Below are 26023 nucleotides of genomic sequence, written 5' to 3' on the forward strand. Positions count from 1 at the left end.
TTTTGCGATGCGCGAACAGCAACAGCACACCTTCAGTACCCATGATGGCGTCGAGCTTTTCTATCGGCACTGGCCGGCCACGGCAGGTGCCGGGCCGCGCAAGGCGATCCTGTTGTTCCATCGCGGCCACGAACACTCAGGGCGCATTGCCCACCTGGTGGATGAACTGGGCCTGCCTGAATTCGACTTCTTCGCCTGGGACGCCCGTGGCCATGGCCAATCCCCTGGCGAGCGCGGCGACAGCCCCAGCTTTGCCACCAGCGCCCGCGACGTGCAGACTTTCTGTGACCACATCAATGCCACCTACGGCATCGAAGAGGAAGACCTCGCCGTGATCGCCCAAAGCGTCGGCGCGGTGATCGCGGCCACCTGGGTTCATGATTACGCGCCAAAAATCCGCGCTCTGGTGCTCGCCTCGCCCGCCTTCAAGGTCAAGCTGTACGTGCCCTTCGCCCGCCCCGGCCTGGCCTTGATGCGCAAGTTCAAGGGCAACTTTTTCGTCAACAGCTACGTCAAGGCCAAGTTCCTCAGCCATGACCCCGAACGCGTGGCGTCCTACGACAGCGATCCGCTGATCACCAAAGCCATTTCGGTGAATGTGCTGCTGGGCCTGTACGAAGCGGCCGACCGGGTTGTAGCCGACGCCCAGGCGATCCAGGTGCCGACCCAGTTGCTTATCTCCGGCTCCGATTTTGTGGTGCACCGTAAACCCCAGCAGCAGTTTTTCGACCGCCTCGGCAGCCTGAAAAAAGAGCGGCATATCCTCCCCGGTTTTTTCCACGACACCCTCGGCGAACGTGATCGCGCCGTGGCCGTGAGCAGCGCCAAACGCTTTATTTTGCAGAACTTCGCACACCCGCTGGACCGCGCCTCTCTACTGGACGCCGACAAACTTGGCGCCACGTGCGCCGAATCCGAATCCCTCGCCGCGCCGTTGCCACGCAATTCCCTGCGCGACCTGTACTGGCGCATGACCCGCGCCAGCATGGGCCTGGGTAAAAACCTGTCGGATGGGGTGAAGCTGGGCTTCGACACCGGCTTCGATTCCGGCAGCACCCTGGACTACGTGTATCGCAATAAGCCTGCCGGCAAGGGCGGGCTGGGGCGGATGATCGATACCAATTACCTCAATTCCATTGGCTGGCGCGGTATTCGCCAGCGCAAGCTGAACGTCGAGGAGCTGCTGCGCCTGGCCATGGCCAAGCTGCGTGATGACCAACGCGAAGTGCGCATTGTCGACATCGCCGCCGGCCACGGCCGCTACATCCTGGAAGCCTTGCAAGGCGTATCGCCGCTGCCGGAATCGATCCTGCTGCGCGACTACAGCGACATCAACGTGCGCGACGGTGGCGCGCTGATTCGCGAGAAGGGCCTGGGGGACATCGCCCACTTCGTCAAAGGCGATGCGTTCGACCGCGCTGACCTGGCTGCCCTGGACCCTAAGCCGACACTGGCCGTGGTGTCCGGCCTGTACGAATTGTTTGCCGATAACGCCATGGTCGGCGGCTCGCTGGCGGGCCTGGCCGAAGCTGTGGAGCCAGGTGGTTACCTGGTCTACACCGGCCAACCGTGGCACCCACAATTGGAGCTGATTGCCCGCGCGCTCACCAGCCACCGTCAGGGCCAGGCTTGGGTAATGCGCCGGCGTAGCCAGGCGGAAATGGACCAACTCGTCGAAGCGGCGGGCTTTCGCAAGGTCACCCAGCGCGTGGATGAGTGGGGCATTTTCACCGTGTCCCTGGCACAGAAGATCTGAACATGCGCGAACCCGGTTTATTGAAACCTGCGGTGCTCTGGCTGCTGCTGTTGGCACCGCTGTTTTTCAGCACCTACGGCTTCGCCACCTGGGTCACCAGCCAGCGCAGCGACGTCGGCACGCTGGTGTTCGGCTGGGAAACCCATATGCCGTTCTGGGCCTGGACCATCGTGCCCTACTGGTCCATCGACCTGCTTTACGGCTTCTCGTTGCTGCTGCCCAACACACGCCATGAGCTCAAACAGCATGCGCTGCGCCTGCTGAGTGCGCAGGTGATTGCCGTGAGTTGCTTTCTGATCTGGCCACTGCGCTTCACGTTTGAGCGGCCGGAACTGGACGGTGTGTTCGGTTGGTTGTTTGCGGTGCTGGCCGGTTTTGACAAGCCCTTCAACCAGGCGCCTTCGCTGCATATCGCGCTGCTGGTGATCTTGTGGGTGATGTACCAGCGGCACACTCAAGGATTGTGGCGTTGGCTGGTGCATGGCTGGTTCGCGTTGATCGGCGTTTCGGTGCTGACCACTTATCAACATCACTTTATCGACTTACCCACAGGCGCCCTCGCGGGATGGCTGTGCGTTTGGTTATGGCCGGTAGAACACCCAAGCCCATTGTTAAGTGCGCGGTTGACGCGAGATACCCAACGTTGTCGCCTGGCTGTGCGCTATGGGCTGGGCGCGCTATTACTGCTGGCGCTTGCCTTGGTGCTCCGCGGCGGCTGGCTGTGGCTGCTGTGGCCAGCGGTTTCCCTGGCCTTGATCGCGGCCAACTACCTTTTGATCGGCGCGTCGGGCTTTCAAAAACGTGCGAATGGCCGTCTTACGCCTGCCGCCCGCTGGTTGTATGCGCCTTATTTGGCGTGTGCGTGGATCAATTCGCGGCTGTGGACACGCAAACATCCACAGCCGGACCTGATTGTGGATAACGTCTGGCTTGGGCGCATTCCTACAACCGGTGAACAGCGCTCATTCGCGAGCATCGTCGACTTATGCGCCGAACTGCCGATGGATCCACAAGGCCGTGCTTACGTCTGCGTGCCCGTGCTGGACCTGATCGCCCCAACCCCCGACGAATGCCTGAACGCCGCCCACGCCATTGAACGCCTGCGAGCGAGCGGCCCGCTGTTGGTGTGTTGTGCCCTCGGTTACTCACGCAGCGCCACCGCCGTCGCCGCCTGGCTGCTGAACACGGGGCGCGCCGCCACGGTTGAGCAAGCGCTGACTATTATTCGTACAGCGCGGGCCGATGTGGTCCTGCACCCCGCACACCGTCAAGCGTTGGAGGGTTTGCCAAATGCCTGCTGATATGGAACTTCAGGTCGTCGCCAGCCTGTTGCGCCGTGGCCGATCATTGGATCAGTTATCCACAGGGCTGACGCTGCTCGGTGTGCTGTTCGGCCTCGCCCAGTTGTTGCTGGCCAGTATTTCCACCATTTGCTTGCTGTTGGCCCTGTGGATGATTGTGCTGGGCCTGTTGCAAAAATATTGGGCGCTGCGGGTGGCCTTTGACGCCGACTTGTTCGCCCTGCTCGCTCGCGACACCACCCGCACGCCAGACCTCGACCAGGCCCTGCAGACCCTTGGCCTGCAACCGCCCAAACGAGCCGGTCGCCCCTGGACTGAACGCCGTCGTGGCGCCCTCAAACTGTTGCGTAAACAAGCCTGGCTGCTGGGCGCGCAAGCGCTGCTGACCCTGGGCGTCATCCTCGCCAGCCCTTGGCTACCTTTCGCCGGATAAGGAATTCCCATGTTCGAACCCGTGGTCGCCACGCTGATTACTTCCATGGCCCGCACCGTCACCGGCGCCCGCAGCCTGTGGCTGGGGTGCGCGCCGGTACCGGTGCAGCGTATCTACTTTGCCAACCACAGCAGCCACGGCGACTTCGTGCTGGTATGGGCATCGCTGCCGCAGAACTTGCGCAAGTTCACACGCCCGGTGGCCGGCAGTGATTACTGGAACAAGAGTGCGCTGCGCCGCTACATCATCAATCGAGTGTTTAATGGCGTGCTGATCGACCGTGAGCGCAAGGACCCTGTGGATAACCCTCTGCAGCCCATGCTTGCGGCGTTGGAGGGCGGCGACTCGCTGATCATTTTCCCCGAAGGCACGCGCAATCTGGAGGATGGCTTGCTGCCGTTCAAAAGCGGCTTGTATCACTTGGCAAAGAGTTACCCACAAGCCGAGCTGGTCCCCGTGTGGATAGCCAACCTGAACCGGGTCATGCCCAAGGGTCGCGTGTTGCCACTGCCCTTGTTATGCACCACCAGCTTCGGTGCCCCCCTGCAACTGGAAGAAGGCGAAGACAAAGCCGCCTTCCTTGCCCGCAGCCGCGACGCCCTGCTCGCCCTTGCCCCGGAGCATTCTTGAGATGGATAGCCAAACCCTGATGTTATTTGGCGGCATCGGCGCGATCCTGGTCATCGCCTCGCTGATCGGCCTGATCCTCAAGCTGCGCACCCGCGGCAACCCGAATGCTGTGATCGACAACCTCAACGCCCGCATCAACGCCTGGTGGGTGATGGTGGTGGTCATCGGCATCGCCTTCTGGCTCGGCACCGGCGCGGTAATCCTGTTGTTCTACGCCGTGTCGTTCTACGCCCTGCGCGAATTCCTCACCCTCACGCCCACCCGGCGCAGCGACTACCCGGCCCTGGTGGCCGCGTTCTACCTGGCCCTGCCGCTGCAATACCTGCTGATCTACGCCGACTGGTATGGGCTGTTCTCGATCTTCATCCCGGTGTACGTGTTCCTGCTGCTGCCGATCCTCGCATCCTTAGGCGGCGACAGTACGCACTTCCTGGAACGTGCATCGAAGGTGCAATGGGGGTTGATGATCGCGGTGTTCTGCGTGTCTTTCGTACCGGCGCTGCTGACGTTGGACATCCCCGGCTACGAAGGCCGCAACCTGCTGCTGATCGCCTATTTAGTGATCGTGGTGCAACTGTCGGACGTATTGCAGTACGTGTGCGGCAAGCTGTTCGGCAAACACAAGATCGCGCCCAACCTGTCGCCGTCGAAAACCGTGGAAGGGTTTGTGGGCGGGATCCTGCTGTCCTCCTTGATCGGCGCGGCGTTGTGGTGGACCACACCGTTCAATCCCTGGCAGTCATTCTTGATCGCCCTACTGATCAACTTGCTGGGGTTTGCCGGCGGGATCGTGATGTCAGCGATCAAGCGTGACCGCGGTGTGAAGGACTGGGGGCACATGATCGAAGGACACGGCGGGATGTTGGATCGGCTGGATTCAGTGTGCTTTGCGGCGCCGATCTTTTTCCATCTTGTGCGGTATTGGTGGACTTGACCCACCCCTTTTACAAACCCGATGGAGATCCAAATGTGGGACCTGGCTTGCCTGCGAAAGCGGTGGTGCAGTAACAGATGCAGCGACTGACACGCCGCCTTCGCGGGCAAGCCCGCTCCCACAGGGAATATGCGCTTACCTGTAGGTTTTGTGGTGCTTTCAATAGCTCAAGCCAGTGATCTCGACATAGCTAGACTCTCCGCCTCCTGTCGCACCCGATAGCCAGCCCCAAACGAAACTCAGGGTAGTACGCCCGGCGTAATCAACACCTACCGTGCCTCGTGACCACCCTGCAAGCAGCTCCCCATCCAGGGTGACGCACTGATAAAGCAGCTCGATAGCATCTGCACCGGTCACCCGCCCGACCTGCGTTCCCAGGCGAATTCGGCCACCCTGGTAAGTGCTGGAAATCACGCCATCTTCGACCTGGTAATGAAACACGGTGCCGGTACCGGACAACCCTTGGGCGTTATTCGCGACCACGAACCGACGATTGTGCAAACGTGCCTGGACAGTCGCAGAAGAGCTTTGCATCAGTACGCATCCTTGAATTAATCGAATCCAAAACGAAAAAAGGGGCTGTTAAACACAGCCCCTTTTGGGTACATCAGTAAGGCTTACTCCACCGTCACCGACTTCGCCAGGTTACGCGGCTGGTCCACGTCGGTGCCCTTGAGCACGGCGACGTAGTACGACAGCAACTGCAGCGGGATGGTGTAGAGGATCGGCGACAGGGTGTCGTGGATGTGCGGCATGTTGATGACGTGGGTGCCTTCACCGTTGGTCATGCCGGCCTTCTCATCGGCGAAGACGATCAGTTGGCCGCCGCGGGCGCGTACTTCCTGCAGGTTGGACTTGAGCTTCTCCAGCAATTCGTTGTTCGGCGCCACGGTAACCACCGGCATGTCGTCATCCACCAGGGCCAACGGGCCGTGCTTCAGCTCACCGGCCGGGTAGGCTTCGGCGTGGATGTACGAGATTTCCTTGAGTTTCAGCGAGCCTTCCATCGCCACCGGGTATTGCGCGCCACGGCCGAGGAACAGGGTGTGGTTCTTGTCGGCGAAAAGCTCGGCGACTTTTTCCACGGTGCTGTCCATGGCCAAGGCTTCGCCCAGGCGGGTCGGCAGGCGGCGCAGTTCTTCCACCAGGGTGGCTTCGACACCTTCGGCGAGGGTGCCGCGCACTTGGCCCAGGGACAGGGTCAGCAGCAACAGGCCCACCAGTTGGGTGGTGAAGGCTTTAGTGGAGGCGACGCCGATTTCACGACCGGCCTGGGTCAGCAGGGTCAGGTCGGATTCACGCACCAGGGAGCTGATGCTGACGTTACAGATCGCCAGGCTGCCGAGGAAACCCAGTTCCTTGGCATTGCGCAGGGCGGCCAGGGTGTCGGCGGTTTCACCAGACTGGGAAATGGTCACGAACAGGGTGTCGGGCTGCACCACCACCTTGCGATAGCGGAACTCGCTGGCGACTTCGACCTGGCACGGGATGGCGGCCAGTTCTTCCAACCAGTAACGCGCCACCATACCGGCGTGGTAGCTGGTGCCACAGGCGACGATCTGCACATTGCGCACTTTAGCGAACAGTTCGGCGGCTTGCGGGCCGAAGGCGTTGACCAGCACCTGGTTCTGGCTCAGGCGACCTTCCAGGGTGCGCTGCACCACGGACGGCTGCTCGTGGATTTCCTTGAGCATGAAGTGGCGGAACTCGCCTTTATCAGCGGCTTCGGCGCCATCGCGGTACTGCACGGCTTCGCGCTCGACGGACTGACCGTTCACGTCCCAGATCTGCACGCTTTCACGGCGGATGTCGGCAATATCGCCTTCTTCCAGGTACATGAAGCGGTCGGTCACCTGGCGCAGGGCCAGTTGGTCGGAGGCGAGGAAGTTCTCACCCAGGCCCAGGCCGATTACCAATGGGCTACCGCTGCGGGCTGCCACGACGCGGTCAGGCTGGCTGGCACTGATCACGGCCAGGCCGTAGGCGCCGTGCAGCTCCTTGACCGTGGCCTTGAGGGCGGTGGTCAGGTCGCTGTGGTCCTTGAGCTTGTGGTTGAGCAGGTGGGCGATCACTTCGGTGTCGGTGTCCGAGGTGAAAACGTAGCCCAGCCCCTTGAGTTGTTCACGCAGCACTTCGTGGTTTTCGATGATGCCGTTGTGCACCACCGCCAGGTCGCCGGAAAAGTGCGGGTGAGCGTTACGCTCGCACGGTGCACCGTGGGTGGCCCAACGGGTGTGGGCGATGCCTAAGCGACCTACCAGCGGCTCACCGGCCAGGGCCTGGTCCAACTCGCTGACCTTGCCCGGGCGGCGCATGCGCTCCAGCTTGCCGGCGTTGGTGAAGACGGCCACACCGGCGCTGTCGTAGCCGCGGTATTCGAGGCGCTTGAGGCCTTCGATCAAGATGGCAGTAACGTTACGTTCGGCGACTGCGCCAACAATTCCACACATGGTGCTTCTCCTAGATGATTGCCGCGCATATCAGCGTAATGCCGCGGGCTTGGATCTGGTCGCGGGCCTCAAGCGGCAGGCGATCATCGGTAATAAGGGTATGGACGCTGCTCCAGGGCAGTTCCAGGTTGGGAATCTTGCGGCCGATCTTGTCGGATTCGACCATCACCACCACTTCACGGGCGACCTCGGCCATCACACGGCTCAAACCCAGCAGCTCGTTGAAGGTGGTGGTGCCGCGCTGCAGATCAATGCCATCGGCACCGATGAACAGCTGATCAAAGTCATAGGAACGCAGGACCTGCTCGGCGACCTGGCCCTGGAACGAATCCGAATGCGGGTCCCAAGTGCCGCCGGTCATCAACAGCACCGGCTCGTGTTCCAATTCGCTCAAGGCGCGGGCCACGTTCAGGGAGTTGGTCATCACCACCAGGCCCGGTTGATGGCCCAGTTCGGGAATCATCGCGGCAGTGGTGCTGCCGCTGTCGATGATGATGCGCGCATGCTCACGCAAACGCTTCACCGCCGCACGGGCAATGGCGCGCTTGTAGGCCGAGATCGGCTGGGCAGCGTCGCCCACCAGCTCTTGTGGCATGGTGATTGCGCCGCCATAGCGACGCAGGAGCAGGCCGTTACTTTCGAGGGCGGCAAGGTCCTTGCGGATGGTCACTTCCGAAGTTTCGAAATGTTTGGCCAATTCGTCCACGCTGACTTCGCCCTGTTCGTTGAGCAAGGTGAGGATATTGTGGCGTCGTTGGGGGGTGTTTCGTTTCGACATGGTAGTGATAAGTTTCGTTTCGAAAGATAACGAAGGCAATCAAAACCTATTGGCGAAAGATCGTCAAGGGGCGGAGATAATTTTTGCAAAGCGTTCGGGCATTGCACAAAACAACTGTGGGAGCTGGCTTGCCTGCGATAGCGGCGTGTCAGGCGACATCACTGTTGAATGTCAGACCGCTATCGCAGGCAAGCCAGCTCCCACAGAAGGGTGTGTCAACCTATCGACTTGTGGATAACTCAGGTCTTCTTGATTTTGACCGGGCGTTTCCAGCCGTCGATGTTGCGTTGGCGAGCGCGGGCAACGGCCAGTTGGGACTTATCCACATCCTGGTTGATGGTTGAGCCCGCGGCAGTGTTGGAACCATCGCCGATGGTCACCGGAGCAACCAGCGAGTTATTGGAGCCGATGAACACGTCTTCACCAATGGTGGTCTGGTACTTGTTGGCACCGTCGTAGTTGCAGGTGATGGTGCCGGCACCGATGTTGGTGCGGGCGCCGATGACGGCATCGCCCAGGTAGGTCAGGTGGCCGACTTTGGCGCCTTCGCCGAGCTGAGCGTTCTTCAGTTCGACAAAGTTACCCACATGGGCCTTGGCCCCCAGCTCGCTACCCGGGCGCAAGCGCGCAAACGGCCCGGCATCGCTGCCCTCGCCCATCACCGCACCGTCGATATGGCTATTGGCCTTGACCACCACGCCTTTGCGCAAGGTGCTGTCCTTGATCACGCAGTTCGGGCCGATGACTACACCGTCTTCAATGATCACGCGGCCTTCGAGGATCACGTTGATATCGATCAGGATGTCGCGGCCCACCGTGACTTCGCCACGCACATCGAAACGCGCCGGGTCTCGCAGGGTCACGCCCTGGGCCATCAGGCGCAGGCCTTCGCGCAGTTGATAATGACGTTCCAGCTCTGCCAGTTGTTTGCGGTCGTTGGCGCCCTGCACTTCCATCGGATGGTGGGGCTGCTCGGTGGCGACCAGCAGGCCATCGCTGACGGCCATCTCGATGACGTCGGTGAGGTAATACTCGCCCTGGGCATTGTTGTTGGACAGGCGGCTCATCCAGTCGGCGAGCTTGTTGGCAGGCACCGCGAGAATGCCGGTGTTGCCTTCAGTAATCGCGCGCTGGGCTTCGCTGGCATCTTTGTGTTCAACGATGGCAGCCACCTTGCCGTCGGCGTTGCGCACAATGCGGCCGTAGCCCGTAGGGTCATCCAGCTCAACGGTCAGCAGGCCCATCTGGCCAGGCACCACGTGCTTGAGCAGGCGTTGCAAGGTTTCCACTTCAATCAGCGGTACATCGCCGTAGAGGATCAATACCGTGTCCGCGATGATGAAAGGCACAGCCTGCGCGGTCGCGTGGCCGGTGCCCAGTTGCTTGTCTTGCAATACGAAATTCAGATCGTCCGCGGCCAGACGCTCGCGAACCAGGTCTGCACCGTGGCCAATCACCACATGAATACGTTGTGGGTCCAACTGGCGGGCGCTGTGGATAACATGACCCAGCATGGAGTTGCCCGCGACCGGGTGCAGTACCTTGGGCAGGGCTGAACGCATGCGGGTGCCCTGGCCTGCGGCGAGAATAACGATTTCAAGAGACATGAATGGCTACCAATCCTGGGCGGTCCGGGTTCAGACCAAAGAAGTGTTTTGCAAAAAAGAAAAAGGGTAGCCGAGGCTACCCTTTTTAATCAATCACGCATCAAGCAAAACGGCGTGGCCGCTTACTTCTTGCGGATCTGCTGGAGAGTACGCAGCTGGGCTGCGGCCTCGGCCAGACGGACTGCAGCAGCGCTGTAGTCGAAGTCTGCGCCTTTTTCGTTCAGCGCCTTCTCGGCAGCCTTGACGGCTTCCTGAGCGGAGGCTTCATCCAGGTCGCCAGCACGTTGCACGGTGTCGGCAAGTACCTTGACCATGTTCGGCTGAACCTCGAGGAAACCACCGGAGATGTAAAACACCTCCTTTTCCCCGCCTTGCTTGGTCAGAGTGATCGGACCTGGCTTCAAGCTGGTGATCAACGGCGCGTGGCCCATGGCAATACCCAGGTCACCGAGTTCGCCGTGTGCAATCACCATTTCTACCAGACCGGAGAAAATTTCCCCTTCCGCGCTGACGATATCGCAATGGACTGTCATAGCCATCTGATTGCCTCAACCTGATGAGCGCCCATTTCCGGGCGCCTGGATTACAGTTTCTTGGCTTTCTCGATCGCTTCTTCGATGCCGCCGACCATGTAGAACGCTTGTTCTGGCAAGTGGTCGTAGTCACCGTTGAGGATGCCTTTGAAGCCAGCAATGGTGTCTTTCAGGGAAACGTATTTACCCGAGGCACCGGTGAAGACTTCAGCCACGAAGAACGGCTGCGACAAGAAACGCTGGATCTTACGAGCACGGTTTACCAACTGCTTGTCGGCTTCCGACAGCTCGTCCATACCCAGGATCGCAATGATGTCCTTCAGTTCTTTGTAACGCTGCAGCACGTACTGAACGCCGCGAGCGGTGTCGTAGTGCTCCTGGCCGATCACGTTCGGGTCCAGCTGGCGCGACGTCGAGTCGAGTGGATCGACCGCTGGGTAGATACCCAGGGAAGCGATGTCACGGGACAGAACGACGGTAGCGTCCAAGTGGGCGAAGGTGGTGGCTGGCGACGGGTCGGTCAAGTCATCCGCAGGTACGTATACCGCTTGGATCGAGGTGATCGAACCTTCCTTGGTCGAAGTGATACGTTCTTGCAGAACGCCCATCTCTTCAGCCAGGGTCGGCTGGTAACCTACTGCCGAAGGCATACGGCCCAGCAGTGCGGATACTTCAGTACCGGCCAGGGTGTAACGGTAGATGTTGTCGACGAACAGCAGAACGTCGTTACCTTCGTCACGGAACTTCTCGGCCATGGTCAGGCCAGTCAGGGCTACGCGCAGACGGTTTCCCGGCGGCTCGTTCATCTGACCGTAAACCAGTGCCACTTTGTCCAGAACGTTGGAGTCCTTCATCTCGTGGTAGAAGTCGTTACCCTCACGAGTACGCTCACCAACACCTGCGAACACGGAATAACCGCTGTGCTCGATGGCGATGTTACGGATCAGTTCCATCATGTTTACGGTCTTGCCTACACCGGCACCACCGAACAGACCGACTTTACCGCCCTTGGCGAACGGGCAAACCAGGTCGATAACCTTGATGCCGGTTTCCAGCAGGTCGTTGCCGCCTGCTTGTTCTGCGAACGAAGGTGCTGCGCGGTGAATGCCCCAACGCTCTTCGGTGGCAATCGGGCCAGCTTCGTCAATCGGGTTGCCCAGTACGTCCATGATCCGGCCCAGGGTCGCTTTACCGACCGGTACGGAGATGGCAGCGCCAGTGTCGACAACGTCCAGACCGCGCTTCAAGCCTTCGGTGGAACCCATCGCAATGGTACGAACTACGCCGTCGCCCAGCTGCTGCTGAACTTCCAGGGTAGTTTCCGCGCCTTGTACTTTCAGCGCGTTGTAGATGCTCGGTACGCTGTCGCGTGGAAATTCCACGTCGATAACGGCGCCGATGATTTGAACGATACGTCCGCTACTCATAGCTGGATCCTCTGAATATTTGAACCGTTAAACCGCGGCAGCGCCGCCGACGATTTCCGAGATCTCTTGGGTGATCGCAGCCTGACGCGCCTTGTTGTAGATCAGCTGCAAATCGCTGATCAGATCACCGGCGTTATCGGTAGCGTTTTTCATCGCGATCATCCGCGCCGCTTGTTCAGCTGCGTTGTTCTCGACCACCGCCTGGTACACCTGCGACTCCACGTAGCGCACCATCAAGCCGTCAAGCAGCTCTTTGGCGTCTGGTTCGTAGAGGTAGTCCCAGTGGTGCTTGAGTTCCTGATCCGGGGTCGCCACCAGTGGAATCAATTGCTCCACGGTTGGCTGCTGGGTCATGGTGTTGATGAACTTGTTGGATACCACGGAGAGGCGGTCAATACGGCCTTCCAGGTACGCATCCAGCATCACCTTCACACTGCCGATCAAATCATTGATCGACGGCTCTTCACCCAGGTGGCTGATAGCTGCAACGACGTTACCGCCGAAGTTGCGGAAAAAGGCCGCACCCTTGCTACCAACAACACACAGATCAATCTCGACGCCGTTTTCGCGGTTTACCGCCATGTCCTTGACCAGGGCCTTGAACAGGTTGGTATTCAGACCACCACACAAACCACGGTCACTGCTCACTACCACATAACCCACACGCTTGACGGCGCGCTCGATCATGAACGGGTGGCGGTATTCCGGGTTGGCGTTGGCCAGATGCCCAATTACCTGGCGGATACGCTCCGCATAAGGACGGCTAGCAGCCATGCGCATTTGTGCCTTGCGCATTTTGCTGACCGCCACTTTTTCCATGGCGCTGGTAATTTTTTGCGTGCTTTTGATGCTCGCAATCTTACTGCGAATCTCTTTTGCGCCTGCCATGTAACACCTATCAGGTTAGCAAGCGGGAGCCTTGCGGCTCCCGCTGCGGCTTACCAGGTTTGGGTGGCCTTGAACTTCTCGATACCGGCTTTCATGCCAGCGTCGATATCGTCATTGAAGTCACCCTTCACGTTGATCTTCGCCATCAATTCGGCGTGATCGCGGTTGAAGTAAGCAATCAGCGCTTGTTCAAAGCTGCCGACCTTGGCGATTTCAACGTCGGTCAGGAACCCACGCTCAGCGGCATACAGCGACAACGCCATGTCAGCGATCGACATTGGGGCGTATTGCTTCTGCTTCATCAGCTCGGTAACGCGCTGACCATGCTCAAGTTGCTTACGGGTCGCTTCGTCCAGGTCAGAAGCGAACTGGGCGAATGCCGCCAGTTCACGGTACTGAGCCAGAGCGGTACGGATACCACCGGAGAGCTTCTTGATGATCTTGGTCTGAGCGGCACCACCCACACGGGATACCGAAACACCGGCGTTCACTGCAGGGCGGATGCCTGAGTTGAACATGGCCGATTCCAGGAAGATCTGACCGTCAGTGATGGAAATCACGTTGGTCGGAACGAACGCGGAAACGTCGCCAGCCTGGGTTTCGATGATCGGCAGTGCGGTCAGGGAACCGGTTTTGCCGGTCACTGCGCCGTTGGTGAACTTCTCTACGTACTCTTCCGAAACGCGGGATGCGCGCTCCAGCAGACGGGAGTGGAGATAGAACACGTCGCCTGGGTAAGCTTCACGGCCTGGTGGACGGCGCAGCAGCAGGGAAATCTGGCGGTAAGCCACTGCTTGCTTGGACAGATCGTCATAAACGATCAGCGCGTCTTCACCGCGGTCGCGGAAGAATTCACCCATGGTGCAACCGGAGTACGGTGCCAGGAATTGCAGCGCAGGAGATTCCGAAGCACTGGCAGCCACGATGATCGTGTTGGCCAGGGCGCCGTTTTCTTCCAGCTTGCGAACCACGTTGGCGATGGTCGATTGCTTCTGACCGATCGCTACGTAGACGCAGAAAATGCCGCTGTCTTTCTGGTTGATGATCGCGTCGATCGCCAGAGCGGTCTTACCGATCTGACGGTCACCGATGATCAGCTCACGCTGGCCACGGCCGACTGGGATCATGGCATCGACAGCCTTGTAGCCAGTCTGTACAGGCTGGTCTACCGACTTACGCCAGATCACGCCTGGAGCAACTTTCTCGACCGCGTCGGTCTCGGTGTTGCCCAGTGGACCTTTACCGTCAACAGGGTTACCCAGTGCGTCGACTACGCGACCCAGCAGTTCCTTACCAACCGGAACTTCCAGGATGCGGCCTGTGCACTTGGCGCTCATGCCTTCAGCCAGACTGGTGTACGCGCCCAATACAACGGCACCTACGGAGTCTTGCTCCAGGTTGAGGGCCATACCGTAGACGCCGCCCGGAAACTCGATCATCTCGCCGTACATGACGTCGGCCAGACCGTGAATCCGCACGATGCCGTCAGATACGCTGACGACAGTGCCTTCGTTACGGGCTTGGGAGGTCACATCGAGCTTGTCGATGCGGCCCTTGATAATTTCACTTATTTCGGAAGGATTGAGTTGCTGCATTGCTCTGCTGCCCCTTCAAACTCAAGATTTCAATGCTTCGGCAAGTTTCGCGATTTTGCCGCGAATCGAGCCATCGATAACCAGGTCGCCGGCACGGATAACAACACCACCAATAAGCGATGCGTCCTCCGAAGCTTGCAGGCGCACTTCCCGATTGAGTCGTGCACTGAGAACCTTGGCGAGTTTGTCTTGCTGTTCTTGGTTCAATGCGAAAGCACTGGTCACTTCAACGTCTACCGATTTCTCTGCTTCGGCCTTGTACAGGTCGAACAGAGCGGCGATCTCCGGCAATAGCGGGAGACGGTCGTTTTCGGCAATGACGTGGATGAAGTTCTGCACCTTCACATCAAACTTGTCGCCGCACACTTCAATAAAAGTGGCGGCCTTGTCTGCGCTCGTCAGGCGCGGGGCCTTGAGCACGCGCTGCATGGTGTCGTCTTGCGACACTGCTGCAGCCAGGCCGAGCATGGCTGACCAAGAGGCCAGTTGCTGGTGGGCCTGGGCGTGCTCGAAGGCTGCCTTAGCGTAAGGTCGGGCCAACGTGGTCAGTTCTGCCATGATCGCCCTCGCTTAAATTTCAGCAGCCAGTTTGTTAACCAGCTCCGCGTGCGCGTTTTGATCGATTTTGGCACCGAGGATCTTCTCAGCACCGCCAACGGCCAGAGCACCCAGTTGGGCACGCAGCGCGTCTTTGACACCGTTCAGTTCCTGTTCGATCTCGGCATGAGCCGAAGCCTTCACACGGTCAGCTTCGACGCGGGCTTTTTCAACAGCCTCTTCGACGATCTGGTTACCGCGTTTCTTGGCTTGCTCAATGATCTCGGCTGCCTGTGCTTTAGCTTCGCGCAGTTGCTGACCCACTTTCTCGTGGGCCAACTCCAAGTCGCGAGCTGCACGGCTGGCAGCGTCCAAACCATCCGCGATCTTCTTCTGACGTTCGTGCAAAGCCGCGATGACCGGAGGCCACACGAACTTCATGCAAAACACTACAAAAATGAAGAACGCAACGGATTGGCCAATCAGGGTTGCATTAATGTTCACGCCAACACCTCGCTCATTCGTTGTCCATCACCCCAATCACTCGAAAAGTCGAGTGATTAGCCAGCGAGTTGACCAACGAAGGGGTTCGCGAAGGTGAAGAACAGTGCGATACCAACGCCGATCATGGTCACGGCGTCGAGCAGGCCGGCGACGATGAACATTTTAACTTGCAGCATTGGGACCATTTCTGGCTGACGCGCTGCGCCTTCCAGGAATTTGCCGCCCAGCAGGCCGAAACCAATGGCAGTACCCAGGGCGCCCAGGCCGATCAACAGTGCAACAGCGATAGCGGTTAGACCAACTACAGTTTCCATCTTTCCTCCCGACTTTTACGTCGTATGGTTTAGGTTTTTTAGATTTTAAAGCGGTAAAACAAATCGTTTCATAGCCCTGTTGGGCCACCTTCCCGTTTGACCGGGAAGGACATCAGACTAGTCGAGACTGGTCTTAATGGTTCTCTTCGTGCGCCATCGACAGGTAGACGATGGTCAGCATCATGAAGATGAAGGCCTGCAGGGTAATGATCAGGATGTGGAACACAGCCCACGCCCACTGCAGAACTACGCCCAGGCCGCTAAGCCAGAGCAGACCGCTGCCGAACATCACAGCGATCAGAATGAACACCAGCTCGCCGGCATACATGTTGCCGAACAGTCGCAGAGCCAGGGAAATCGGCTTGGCGATCAGGGTGACGAATTCCAGCAGGAAGTTCACCGGGATCAGCAGGGCTTGAACGAAGATGTTCTTGCTGCCGAACGGGTGCAGGGTCAGTTCGCCGATGAAGCCGCCGATGCCCTTGACCTTGATGCTGTAGAAAATGATCAGCGCGAATACCGACAGAGCCATGCCCAGTGTGGCGTTCGGGTCAGTGGTGGATACGGCGCGGAATGGAATGTGCGGGTCGCCGGAGATCGCCATGGCCAACTGAGGAATCCAGTCCACCGGGATCAGGTCGACGGCGTTCATCAGGAACACCCACACGAAGATGGTCAGTGCCAGCGGTGCAATCACCGGGCTACGGCCATGGAAGCTGTCTTTCACGCTGCCATCGACGAATTCGACCAATACTTCAACGAAGTTCTGCAAAGCACCTGGCTGATCCGAAGTCGCCTTCTTTGCCGCCATGCGGAAAATCAGGACGAAGATCAGACCCAATGCGACCGACCAACCCAGAGTGTCCAGGTGGAAAGCCCAGAAACCCATTTCTTTGGCTTCTGCTGCGGTGTGGGCAAAGCCCCAGCCGCCATTAGGAAGCTGACCGAAGGTCAGGTTCTGCAAGTGGTGCTGGATATAGCCCGAAGCGGTTGTTTCTGCCATGGTTGCCTCAAACGCCCTAAGGTTTCGAAAGTCTTGTTTTCATTAGCAGGGGAGCGAACCAGCTGACCAGTTGGGTCAACACGAAGACGCCGAATACAGCCAGCGGCGCCAATGGCTTCACACCTGCAAAGGTCAGTGCAAACAGCACTGCCGTCAAAATCAGTTTCCCCGCCTCGCCGGCATAAAAAGACCGGACGATAGCCTGGGCTGCTCGGGCGCCGGAAAACCGAAAGGCCCTGTGAGCAAAATACATATTGGGCAGCAAGGCTATCAGGCCTCCGCAGAGTCCTGAATACCCGGCTACGACTCCATGCCAATACCAAAGCGCCAATGCGGCGATCAGCAAAATGACAAATTGAGCCAGTAGAACCGGAAAAACAGCCAAGCGATGGAACGGCAACGTGTTTGGCGTGCGGGTTTCCATCACTCTTGCTCCTCAATGGTCGGCTGCCGGAAATCAATAACTTGGCATAATTTGTGCCGACAAAATGCGCGCAGAGTATAGGGGCGGTTCAGCCCCTATTCAACTGTCGGGTAGTGATTTCCGATCACGCGCTACATAAGCAAATGTTTCAGCGGATGTGGGCAAGGACGCCTTGAAGCTCGTCAAGGGAGTTATATCCGATGACCAATTGCCCTTTGCCCTTCTTGCCGTGACGAATTTGCACCGCAGAGCCCAGGCGCTCGGCCAGGCGCTGCTCGAGTCGCGCGATATCCGGATCAGGTTTGGCGGTTTCGACCGGTGCAGGTTTGCCGCTGAGCCACTGGCGCACCAGCGCTTCGGTCTGACGTACGGTCAGGCCTCGTGCGACAACGTGTCGCGCCCCTTCAACCTGTTGATTTTCGGGCAAACCGAGCAACGCACGGGCATGGCCCATTTCCAGGTCGCCGTGGGACAACATGGTCTTGATCACTTCCGGCAGCGCGATCAAACGCAACAAATTGGACACGGTGACGCGGGACTTGCCCACCGCCTCGGCCACTTGCTGCTGGGTGAGCTGGAATTCCTGCTGCAAACGCTGCAACGCAATCGCTTCTTCGATCGGATTGAGGTCTTCACGCTGGATATTCTCGATCAACGCCATGGCGATCGCGGTTTCATCCGGCACATCGCGCACCATGGCCGGGATGGTTTCCTTGCCGGCCTGCTGGCTGGCGCGCCAGCGGCGCTCACCGGCGATGATCTCAAAGCGGCCACCGCCAATGGGGCGCACCACGATAGGCTGCATCACGCCCTGGGCCTTGATCGAGTTGGACAGTTCTTCCAGGGCCTGGGGGTCCATGTCCCGACGTGGCTGGTATTTGCCGCGCTGGATCAGGTCCAGCGGCAAGTGCTGCAGCTCGCGCTCGTCGGCCTGCACCGCTTGTTCTTCAAGCGATGTGACGGTCGGACCACTCAACAGTGCATCCAGTCCACGTCCGAGACCTCGTTTCTTGACGGCCATGGGGGTTCCTTAAGTTGGCTGGGCTGCAGCGGTGCGTGAATTGCGGCGTTGACGGCGAACCATCTCGCCAGCCAATGCCAGGTAGGCAATGGCACCGCGCGAGGATTTGTCGTACGCCAGCGCGGGCATGCCATAGCTTGGCGCTTCGGCCAGGCGGATGTTGCGTGGAATCACGGTGTCGTACAACTGGTCACCGAAGTGTTCCTTGAGCTGCGCCGACACATCGTTCATCAGGCTCAGGCGCGGGTCGAACATCGTGCGCAACAAGCCTTCGATCTGCAGTTTCGGGTTGAGCAACTCGGCAATGCGCTTGATGTTATCCACAAGGTCGCTCAGGCCTTCCAACGCGTAGTACTCGCACTGCATGGGGATAATCACCCCATCGGCGGCTACCAAGGCGTTAAGCGTGAGCATCGACAGCGACGGTGGGCAGTCGATCAAAATGTAATCGTAGTTGTCGCGAATGGGCGCCAGGGCGCTGCGCAGACGGCTTTCTTTCATCTGCATTTCCAGCAGCACCACTTCCGCCGCGGTCAGATCGCGGTTGGCCGGCAGCAGTTGGTAACCGCCGTGCTCGGAATAGTGCATGGCCTGGGCCAGGTCGCATTCGCCAATCAGCAAATCGTAGACCGAGTTTTCCAGGCCGTGTTTATCCACACCGCTACCCATGGTGGCGTTGCCCTGTGGATCGAGATCGATCAACAGCACCCGACGCTTGGTTGCGACCAGGGATGCTGCGAGGTTGATACAGGTGGTGGTTTTACCCACACCACCTTTCTGGTTCGCTATCGCGAATACCTTAGCCATTCTTGCTTGTGTTCCCAATCATGCCGTGCGGCGCAGTATCAGCAGATGGCGTTGGCCTTGGCAACCAGGTACGGCCAAGGCGTGTTCGCTATCGAGGTGGAAGTCTGCCGGCAATGCTAACAGCTCGTCGCTTGGATGAACGCCCTTCATTGCCAGCCAGCGGGTATCACGGTCGCCCAGGTGGCGCGTCCAGTTGCTGAAGTTCTCCATGCTGCTGAACGCTCGGGACACGATCCCGTTGAAAGGCAGTTCAGGTGTGAAGGCTTCGACACGACTGTGGATAACTTGCAGGTTATCCAGCTTGAGCTCGAGTTTGACCTGGGTCAGGAAGCGGGTTTTCTTGCCGTTGCTGTCCAGGCAGGTCACGTGGGACTCGGGAAACAGGATCGCCAACGGAATGCCAGGCATGCCGCCGCCACTGCCGACGTCGAGCCAACGGCCATTTTCGATAAACGGCATCACGCTGAGGCTGTCGAGCAAATGCCGCGACACCATCTCGTCCGGATCACGTACCGCGGTCAGGTTGTAAGCCTTGTTCCATTTGATCAACAGGGCCAGATAGCCCAGCAGTAACTCATGCTGGGCTTCGGTCAGGGCCACGCCCAACTGGCGCGCTCCTGTGGATAACTCTTCGGCGTGTTGCGAGGTGACCAACGAACTCAAGCGCTTTGCTCCAACTGACGGCCCGCGCCGCGTTTTTTCAAATGAATCATCAACAGCGAGATGGCTGCCGGGGTGACGCCTGGGATACGTGAAGCCTGCCCGAGGGTTTCCGGCCGAGTTATCCCCAGCTTGCTTTGAATTTCTTTCGACAACCCGGAAATCCCGGTGTAGTCGATATCCACAGGCAGCTTGGTGTCTTCACTGGCGCGCAGCCGGGCGATCTCGTCCTGCTGGCGATCAATGTAGCCTGCGTATTTGGTCTTGATTTCAACCTGTTCGGCAACCTGTGGGTCTTCTGCGCCGTCGCCAGTCACTTCGACCAGACCAGCGTAGTCGATTTCCGGACGGGAAAGCAGGTTGAGCAAGTTGTACTCATGGGTCAACGGCGTGCCGAATTTTTCCGCAATGGCGTCGCCCTGCTCCGTGCCCGGGCGAACCCAGGTACTCTTCAGACGCTGTTCTTCGAGCGCAATGCTTTCGCGTTTTTTGCAGAAGGCCGCCCAGCGGGCGTCATCGACCAGGCCCAGCTCGCGACCTTTTTCGGTCAAGCGCAGGTCGGCGTTGTCTTCGCGCAGAATCAGACGGTATTCCGCCCGAGATGTGAACATCCGGTACGGTTCCTGGGTACCCAGGGTAATCAGGTCGTCGACCAATACGCCGATGTAGGCCTCATCGCGACGCGGGCACCAGCTGTCTTTGCCCTGTGCGCGCAATGCTGCGTTGGTCCCGGCCAGCAAACCTTGGGCGCCGGCTTCTTCATAACCGGTGGTGCCGTTGATTTGGCCGGCGAAGAACAGGCCGCCGATCACTTTGGTTTCCAGGCTGTATTTCAGGTCGCGCGGGTCGAAGTAGTCGTACTCGATGGCGTAGCCCGGACGCACGATGTGCGCATTTTCCATACCGCGAATCGACTGCACGATCTGGATTTGCACGTCGAACGGCAGCGAAGTGGAAATTCCGTTCGGATACAGCTCGTGGGTGGTCAAGCCTTCGGGTTCGATAAAGACCTGGTGGCTTTCCTTGTCGGCAAAGCGGTGGATCTTGTCTTCGATCGAAGGGCAATAACGCGGCCCAATGCCTTCGATCACCCCGGAATACATCGGCGAACGATCAAGGTTCGCAGCAATGATTTCGTGGGTACGGGCGTTGGTGTGGGTGATCCAGCAACTGACCTGTTTCGGATGCTGTTCCTTGGAGCCCATGAACGACATGACCGGAATCGGCGTATCGCCGGCTTGTTCGGTCATCACCGAAAAATCCACAGAACGCCCGTCAATACGTGGCGGGGTCCCGGTTTTCAGGCGACCTACCCGCAGCGGCAATTCCCGCAGGCGTTTTGCCAGAGCAATCGACGGCGGATCGCCAGCGCGACCACCGGAATAATTCTGCATACCGATGTGGATAAGCCCACCCAGGAAGGTGCCGGTGGTCAGCACTACGGATTCTGCGAAGAAACGCAGGCCCATTTGAGTGACAACACCGCGTACCTGGTCCTGTTCGACGATCAGGTCATCGGCTGCCTGCTGAAATATCCACAGGTTCGGCTGGTTTTCCAGGGTTTCACGTACCGCAGCCTTGTACAGAATACGGTCGGCCTGGGCACGCGTTGCACGCACGGCCGGGCCTTTGCGGCTGTTGAGCACACGAAACTGAATACCACCTTTGTCGGTGGCCATGGCCATCACGCCGCCAAGGGCATCGATTTCCTTGACCAGATGGCTTTTGCCAATCCCGCCAATCGCGGGGTTGCAACTCATGGCACCGAGGGTTTCCACGTTATGCGTCAGCAACAGGGTTTTTACACCCATGCGTGCTGACGCCAGTGCTGCCTCGGTACCGGCATGACCGCCGCCGATGACGATCACTTCAAAACGGGAAGGGAAATCCACCACGCACCTCGTGCCTGCTTATGTAGGTAATCAGGAATTGTTTGTTGAAAGGGTTTTAGAGCTTTGCGGGCAAGTATAGGGACTTAGCCCTTCCTAAAGAACCCTTTGCACAAAATTTAACCAGCTGTGGATGAATCACAGACAATAGAAATTAAAAGAGAGAAATTTATTAAATCTTTGTTTTTATGTTTATTTATACTGAGCACCATTTCTGTGGATAGATCTCTACAGCCCTTTATTTACAATGTGTACAGCGATTCAAAACGTTGTGATCATCTGCCAATGAGGCCCTTGGATAAGTGCTTTAAGCCTGTGGATTAAACTGGTGGTTATCCACAGACGGGTTTTTACTCAGGTTTCAGACCCTGTTATCAACTGGGCACAGGAGCGGTTATTCACAGGGCTTAATCCACAGAAACGCCAGATTTCGTCCACGGCAAAGCTAGGAATTAATCCTGAGTAGGACAAAAAGAGATCTATTGTGGGAAAACACTGGGCCAGTTAATAATAGCGATTATCATTAACCCACCTTGTCGCGCCTATGCCTCCCTCTTCCCATACCGCAGCGGTCCAGCACATCTATGAGCAACATCATTCGTGGCTGCGCGGGTGGCTCAAGGGAAAATTGCATAACGCCAGCGATGCAGCCGATGTGGCCCACGATACGTTCGTGCGCATGCTCGGTGGACGTCACGCAGCGCAGATCCTTGAACCACGGGACTATCTGGCGACCATCGCCAGGGGCCTGGTGATCGACCGCTATCGCCGGCATGCCATCGAACAGGCCTACAGGCAAACCCTGGCAGAGCGTCCTGAAGCCACGGCTATCAGTGAGGAAGACAAGGCAATCATCATCGAAACGCTGGTGGCTGTGGATAAAGCGCTGTCTGGGCTGGGTGAGCGGGCCCGCCGAATTTTCATGCTGGCACAGATTGAAGGGCTGACTTATCAACAGATCGCCGATCAACTGCAGGTATCACTGACCACGGTGAAGAAACACATGATCCGTGCCCTTACCGAGTGCTCCCTGATCATGGCCAGCCGGTAATGACCAACCCCGACCGCAAGACGTTCGAGGCCGCTGCCAGTTGGTATGTGCAATTCCAGTCGCAACCACCGACGCCGGCACAACATCAAGCCTGGCAGCAATGGCTTAATCGTGACCCGTCCCACCAGGCGGCCTGGAACCAGATGGAGCAGCTGCAACGCAGCCTCGGTGGCCTGCCCCCTGACCTCACGCGCCGCGCGTTATCCGCCACGCAACAGCGGCGCCAGGTACTCAAGTGGATGCTGGTGCTCGGCGGCAGTGGCTATCTGGGCTGGAACGTCCAGCAACATACGTCGCTGGGTAACGCATGGGCTGATTACCGCACGTCGGTGGGCCAGAGGCGACGCATCGAGCTGGCGGATGGCACGCAGATCAATCTCAATACTCATACCGCTATCGATGTGGCATTTGACGGGCGCCAACGGTTGATTCGTCTGCGCGAGGGTGAAGTACTTATCCACACCGGCAAACGGGGTGGGCACTTACCGTTTTATGTAGAGACTCGCCAAGGCCGGGTCCAGGCGCTGGGCACCCGTTTTACTGTGCGCCAACTGCCGGACGCCACGCGGGTAGGCGTCTTGGAAGAACGGGTGGAGGTATCTCCCGGCGACCAACCCGAACTTCACCGAATTATTGGCGCGGGTGAGAGCGCAGAGTTTGATCGGCACGATGTGCGCCTTACCCAGGGGTATGGCGGTGTACAGGCAGCCTGGGTAGATGGCCAACTGATCGTACTCGATGCTCGGCTGGGAGAGGTTATCGATGAGTTGGCGCGCTATAGGCCGGGTGTGTTGCACTGTGACCAAGCGTCTGCGGGCCTGCGTGTTTCCGGTACCTTCCGTCTGGACTCAACCGATGCCGTCCTGGCCAACCTGCAAGCGAGCCTGCCGATTCAAGTGAAATACTTTACGCGCTATTGGGTGTCGGTCACCCGAATCGGCTGACCGAAAAAATAATCCACAGAGGGGTTATCTTTTTTTGACCTGGCGCGGCCCTACAGGTAATCACGACGCTACCTTCAGGGCTTACTCACCTATGCGCCTTCCCGCCCCGCTCCGCAAACGACTTTCCTGCCATGGCATGACCTACGGTCTGCAGCTCATCACCGCGACGACCGGTGTGTTGTTATCCACCGCCGTCATGGCCGCCAGCGCAACGCAACACTTTGCAATTGCCGCTGGCCCGCTGGACAAGGCCTTGAGCCAGTTTGCCGCCAGGGCCAATGTGATTCTGTCCTTCTCCCCCCAGCAAACCGCGCGTTTGAATTCGCCAGGGCTGCAAGGTGATTACTCGGTGGACCAGGGCTTTGCGCTGCTGCTGCAGAACTCGGACCTGCAGGCGGTCGTACAGGCTCCCAACAGCTATGTATTACAGCCGGCACCTGCTGGCCAACTGACCTTGGCCCCTACCACCGTGAGCGCTTATCAACAGGGCGGTTTCAATCAAGAGATCGGCGGGGATGTAGGCTACAAGGCGCAGAACAGCCGCATCGGCACTAAGACCAGCACACCGCTGTCCGAGACTCCGCGTTCGGTGTCCGTTGTCACTGGCCGGCGTATCAAGGACCAGAAGTCCCAAACCCTGACAGAAGTGTTGGGCTACGTACCGGGGATCTTCGCCCCACCGTTCGCGGCCGGCGACGGCTTGGCAGGCGATCTGTTTTTCATTCGCGGTTTCAATGCTACGGATTACGGCTACGGCCTGCTGCGAGATGGCCTGCGGGTGCAAGGCAATCGATACGACACCACCAGCGAACCCTACGGCCTGGAACGGGTCGAGATTTTCCGTGGCCCTTCTTCCTTGCTCTATGGTGAAAACGCACCCGGCGGCCTGGTTAACCTGGTGAGTAAACATCCGACTGCAACCCCGCAAGGCGAGGTGCAGGTGAGTTATGGTTCGAATGATCGACGCCAGCTGGGTGTGGATATCTCGGGCCCGCTCAACGACAGTGACAATATCCTGGGCCGAGTGGTGATGCTGGGGCGTAAATCCGACACCCAGACCGATCACGTCCCCGACGATCGTCTGTATATCGCGCCATCCCTGACCCTGAACTTCGACGACTACAACACCCTGACGCTGCTGGCCAACTACCAGAAAGACCATACCAACCTGGAACTTGGCCTACCCGCAGCCGGCACGCTGCTTACAAATCCCAACGGCAAGCTGTCCAAACACACCCTGCTGGGCAACCCGGACTGGAACACCTTTGAACGCCAAGCGTCGAGCGCCGGCTATGAGTTCAGCCACAGCTTCAATGATGATTGGCAGTTCCGTCAGAACTCTCGCTATATGCAGTCACGCATCAACCGGCATGAAACCTGGCCAGGCACACTCAATAACGGCGGCTTCGGCACCCGGCTGAACATGAACGCCTACGACCGCTACAACAAATCGATGGTCTATTCCCTGGATAACCAGCTCGAAGGCAAGTTCCAGGTGGGCGGCCTGGAAAACACGGTGCTATTGGGCGCCAGCTATGACCGAACCTCGTTCAATCAAGACTGGGATGCGGGTTTCGCCGGCACCATCGATGTGTATAACCCGGTGTACCTGCGCGACCCGCTCACTCCACTGGCAGTGCAAAACACCTTGCTTGAACAGCAGATGAAAGGCGTTTATGCACAGGTCCAGAGCAAATACGACCATTGGCTCTTTCTGCTCGGCGGCCGCCAGGACTGGGTCGACAGCGACTACCGCGACAAGGTCCAGCCATCGAGCAATATCAACTCACAGGATCGTAAATTCACTTACCAGGGCGGGGTGATGTACCAGTTCGACAACGGCCTGACGCCGTATGTCAGCTATTCCACCGCCTTTGTCCCCGTGCAGCAGATCTCCAACGCCGGCTCGCCGTTGAAACCGATCACCAGCAGCCAATACGAATTGGGCATTAAGTACGAACCGATCGGCTGGGATACGGCGATGACCGTGTCGGTGTATGACCTGCGCAAGCAGGACGATACCTACCTGGATGCCACCACCAACAGCTATCGCCAAGTCGGTGAAAGTCGCGCAAAGGGCGTGGAAGTAGAGGTCAACAGCAACATCAGCGCCAACTTCAACGTGACGGCGGCCTATACCTACACCGACGCCCGGATAACCAAGGATTCGGCCACGTCGCTGGTTGAAGGCCGTCAAATGACGGGCGTGCCGCGTAACCAGGCTTCGGTGTGGGGTAAATATCGCTTCCTGGATGGCCAACTCAAGGGTTTCTCCCTGGGCGGCGGTGTACGTTATTTCGACAGTACCTTTGCCTACACGGCGCCGACGCTCTACGGCAAGCTGGATGCAGGAAGCGTCACCTTGGTGGATGCGGCACTGGGTTATCAGATCAATCCACACTGGTCGGTGGACCTGAACGCCAAGAACCTGTTTGACAAGGAATATGTATCTGGTTGCAACGATGCAGGGCGTTGCTATTGGGGCGACAGCCGTACCTTGCTCGGTACGGTGTCCTATAACTGGTAGTCGTTGTGGA

General features: G+C 58.6%; 25 protein-coding genes. 8 read left to right on the top strand and 17 right to left on the bottom strand.

The window, feature by feature from the left end; translation table 11 throughout:
* The first annotated feature begins 7 nt into the window (after positions 1-7).
* Genes TX24_RS15295 through TX24_RS15315 form a run of 5 tightly spaced genes read left to right on the top strand, consistent with a single transcriptional unit; the run spans position 8 to position 5054 of the window.
* Positions 8-1756, top strand: a complete 1749-nt coding sequence (locus tag TX24_RS15295; protein ID WP_057710626.1) for a bifunctional alpha/beta hydrolase/class I SAM-dependent methyltransferase — start codon at positions 8-10, stop codon at positions 1754-1756.
* Between the two features lie 2 nt (positions 1757-1758).
* A complete protein-coding gene (locus TX24_RS15300) occupies positions 1759-3057 on the top strand; it encodes a phosphatase PAP2/dual specificity phosphatase family protein (RefSeq protein ID WP_057710627.1) in 1299 nt (432 codons plus the stop codon).
* Positions 3047-3490, top strand: a complete 444-nt coding sequence (locus TX24_RS15305) for a hypothetical protein (protein ID WP_044270111.1) — start codon at positions 3047-3049, stop codon at positions 3488-3490. Before TX24_RS15300 ends, TX24_RS15305 begins: the two co-directional genes overlap by 11 nt.
* Positions 3491-3499: 9 nt before the next feature.
* On the top strand, positions 3500-4120 hold the full coding sequence (locus TX24_RS15310; protein ID WP_003195812.1) for a lysophospholipid acyltransferase family protein: 621 nt from the start codon (positions 3500-3502) through the stop codon (positions 4118-4120).
* 1 nt (position 4121) lies between these two features.
* A complete protein-coding gene (locus TX24_RS15315; protein WP_057710628.1) occupies positions 4122-5054 on the top strand; it encodes a phosphatidate cytidylyltransferase in 933 nt (310 codons plus the stop codon).
* A gap of 159 nt (positions 5055-5213) precedes the next feature.
* Here the strand turns inward: TX24_RS15315 and TX24_RS15320 are convergent, their stop codons facing one another.
* From TX24_RS15320 to mnmG, 17 genes are all read right to left on the bottom strand, one after another.
* Positions 5214-5588: an avidin-fold protein gene (locus TX24_RS15320; protein WP_057710629.1), complete on the bottom strand. Its 375-nt coding sequence runs from the start codon at positions 5586-5588 to the stop codon at positions 5214-5216.
* 83 nt (positions 5589-5671) lie between these two features.
* The gene (glmS, locus tag TX24_RS15325) at positions 5672-7504 is read right to left on the bottom strand and encodes a glutamine--fructose-6-phosphate transaminase (isomerizing) (RefSeq protein WP_057710630.1); all 1833 of its coding nucleotides are present in this window, start codon (positions 7502-7504) and stop codon (positions 5672-5674) included.
* Between the two features lie 10 nt (positions 7505-7514).
* The gene (locus tag TX24_RS15330; protein WP_003195822.1) at positions 7515-8282 is read right to left on the bottom strand and encodes a DeoR/GlpR family DNA-binding transcription regulator; all 768 of its coding nucleotides are present in this window, start codon (positions 8280-8282) and stop codon (positions 7515-7517) included.
* A 239-nt stretch (positions 8283-8521) separates the two neighbouring features.
* Positions 8522-9889 carry a bifunctional UDP-N-acetylglucosamine diphosphorylase/glucosamine-1-phosphate N-acetyltransferase GlmU gene (gene glmU, locus TX24_RS15335; protein ID WP_057710631.1) on the bottom strand — a complete coding sequence of 456 codons (1368 nt, stop codon included), beginning with the start codon at positions 9887-9889 and terminating at the stop codon, positions 8522-8524.
* Between the two features lie 122 nt (positions 9890-10011).
* On the bottom strand, positions 10012-10428 hold the full coding sequence (locus TX24_RS15340; RefSeq protein ID WP_003177061.1) for a F0F1 ATP synthase subunit epsilon: 417 nt from the start codon (positions 10426-10428) through the stop codon (positions 10012-10014).
* Positions 10429-10472: 44 nt separating this feature from the next.
* The gene (atpD, locus tag TX24_RS15345; protein ID WP_003195827.1) at positions 10473-11849 is read right to left on the bottom strand and encodes a F0F1 ATP synthase subunit beta; all 1377 of its coding nucleotides are present in this window, start codon (positions 11847-11849) and stop codon (positions 10473-10475) included.
* A gap of 27 nt (positions 11850-11876) precedes the next feature.
* The gene (gene atpG / locus TX24_RS15350) at positions 11877-12737 is read right to left on the bottom strand and encodes a F0F1 ATP synthase subunit gamma (protein WP_003195829.1); all 861 of its coding nucleotides are present in this window, start codon (positions 12735-12737) and stop codon (positions 11877-11879) included.
* A gap of 50 nt (positions 12738-12787) precedes the next feature.
* Positions 12788-14332 carry a F0F1 ATP synthase subunit alpha gene (gene atpA, locus TX24_RS15355; protein ID WP_003195831.1) on the bottom strand — a complete coding sequence of 515 codons (1545 nt, stop codon included), beginning with the start codon at positions 14330-14332 and terminating at the stop codon, positions 12788-12790.
* A gap of 21 nt (positions 14333-14353) precedes the next feature.
* A complete protein-coding gene (locus tag TX24_RS15360) occupies positions 14354-14890 on the bottom strand; it encodes a F0F1 ATP synthase subunit delta (RefSeq protein WP_003195833.1) in 537 nt (178 codons plus the stop codon).
* A 12-nt stretch (positions 14891-14902) separates the two neighbouring features.
* Entirely contained in the window at positions 14903-15373 is a 471-nt protein-coding gene (locus TX24_RS15365) for a F0F1 ATP synthase subunit B (RefSeq protein WP_057710632.1), read from the bottom strand.
* Positions 15374-15429: 56 nt separating this feature from the next.
* A complete protein-coding gene (gene atpE, locus TX24_RS15370) occupies positions 15430-15687 on the bottom strand; it encodes a F0F1 ATP synthase subunit C (RefSeq protein ID WP_002555987.1) in 258 nt (85 codons plus the stop codon).
* Positions 15688-15820: 133 nt separating this feature from the next.
* Complete coding sequence (gene atpB / locus TX24_RS15375) at positions 15821-16690, bottom strand: F0F1 ATP synthase subunit A (protein ID WP_057710633.1); 870 nt, start codon at positions 16688-16690, stop codon at positions 15821-15823.
* 16 nt (positions 16691-16706) lie between these two features.
* Entirely contained in the window at positions 16707-17114 is a 408-nt protein-coding gene (locus TX24_RS15380; protein WP_010565865.1) for a F0F1 ATP synthase subunit I, read from the bottom strand.
* A gap of 148 nt (positions 17115-17262) precedes the next feature.
* Entirely contained in the window at positions 17263-18135 is an 873-nt protein-coding gene (locus tag TX24_RS15385; RefSeq protein ID WP_003195890.1) for a ParB/RepB/Spo0J family partition protein, read from the bottom strand.
* Positions 18136-18144: 9 nt separating this feature from the next.
* Positions 18145-18942, bottom strand: coding sequence for a ParA family protein (locus TX24_RS15390; protein ID WP_003195891.1), 798 nt, complete (start codon positions 18940-18942; stop codon positions 18145-18147).
* 18 nt (positions 18943-18960) lie between these two features.
* Positions 18961-19605, bottom strand: a complete 645-nt coding sequence (gene rsmG, locus TX24_RS15395) for a 16S rRNA (guanine(527)-N(7))-methyltransferase RsmG (RefSeq protein ID WP_003195893.1) — start codon at positions 19603-19605, stop codon at positions 18961-18963.
* Positions 19602-21494 carry a tRNA uridine-5-carboxymethylaminomethyl(34) synthesis enzyme MnmG gene (gene mnmG / locus TX24_RS15400; protein WP_057710664.1) on the bottom strand — a complete coding sequence of 631 codons (1893 nt, stop codon included), beginning with the start codon at positions 21492-21494 and terminating at the stop codon, positions 19602-19604. The genes rsmG and mnmG overlap by 4 nt, the downstream gene beginning before the upstream one ends.
* 541 nt (positions 21495-22035) lie before the next feature.
* Here mnmG and TX24_RS15405 point away from each other — a divergent pair.
* The 3 genes from TX24_RS15405 (at position 22036) to TX24_RS15415 (ending at position 26013) form a co-directional block, all read left to right on the top strand.
* Positions 22036-22542 carry a sigma-70 family RNA polymerase sigma factor gene (locus tag TX24_RS15405; protein WP_057710634.1) on the top strand — a complete coding sequence of 169 codons (507 nt, stop codon included), beginning with the start codon at positions 22036-22038 and terminating at the stop codon, positions 22540-22542.
* Positions 22542-23486, top strand: a complete 945-nt coding sequence (locus TX24_RS15410) for a FecR domain-containing protein (protein ID WP_057710635.1) — start codon at positions 22542-22544, stop codon at positions 23484-23486. Before TX24_RS15405 ends, TX24_RS15410 begins: the two co-directional genes overlap by 1 nt.
* Positions 23487-23622: 136 nt before the next feature.
* Entirely contained in the window at positions 23623-26013 is a 2391-nt protein-coding gene (locus tag TX24_RS15415) for a TonB-dependent siderophore receptor (RefSeq protein WP_169878762.1), read from the top strand.
* Positions 26014-26023: the final 10 nt, after the last annotated feature.

The organism is Pseudomonas lactis, from assembly GCF_001439845.1.
Taxonomy (GTDB): Bacteria; Pseudomonadota; Gammaproteobacteria; order Pseudomonadales; family Pseudomonadaceae; genus Aquipseudomonas; species Aquipseudomonas lactis.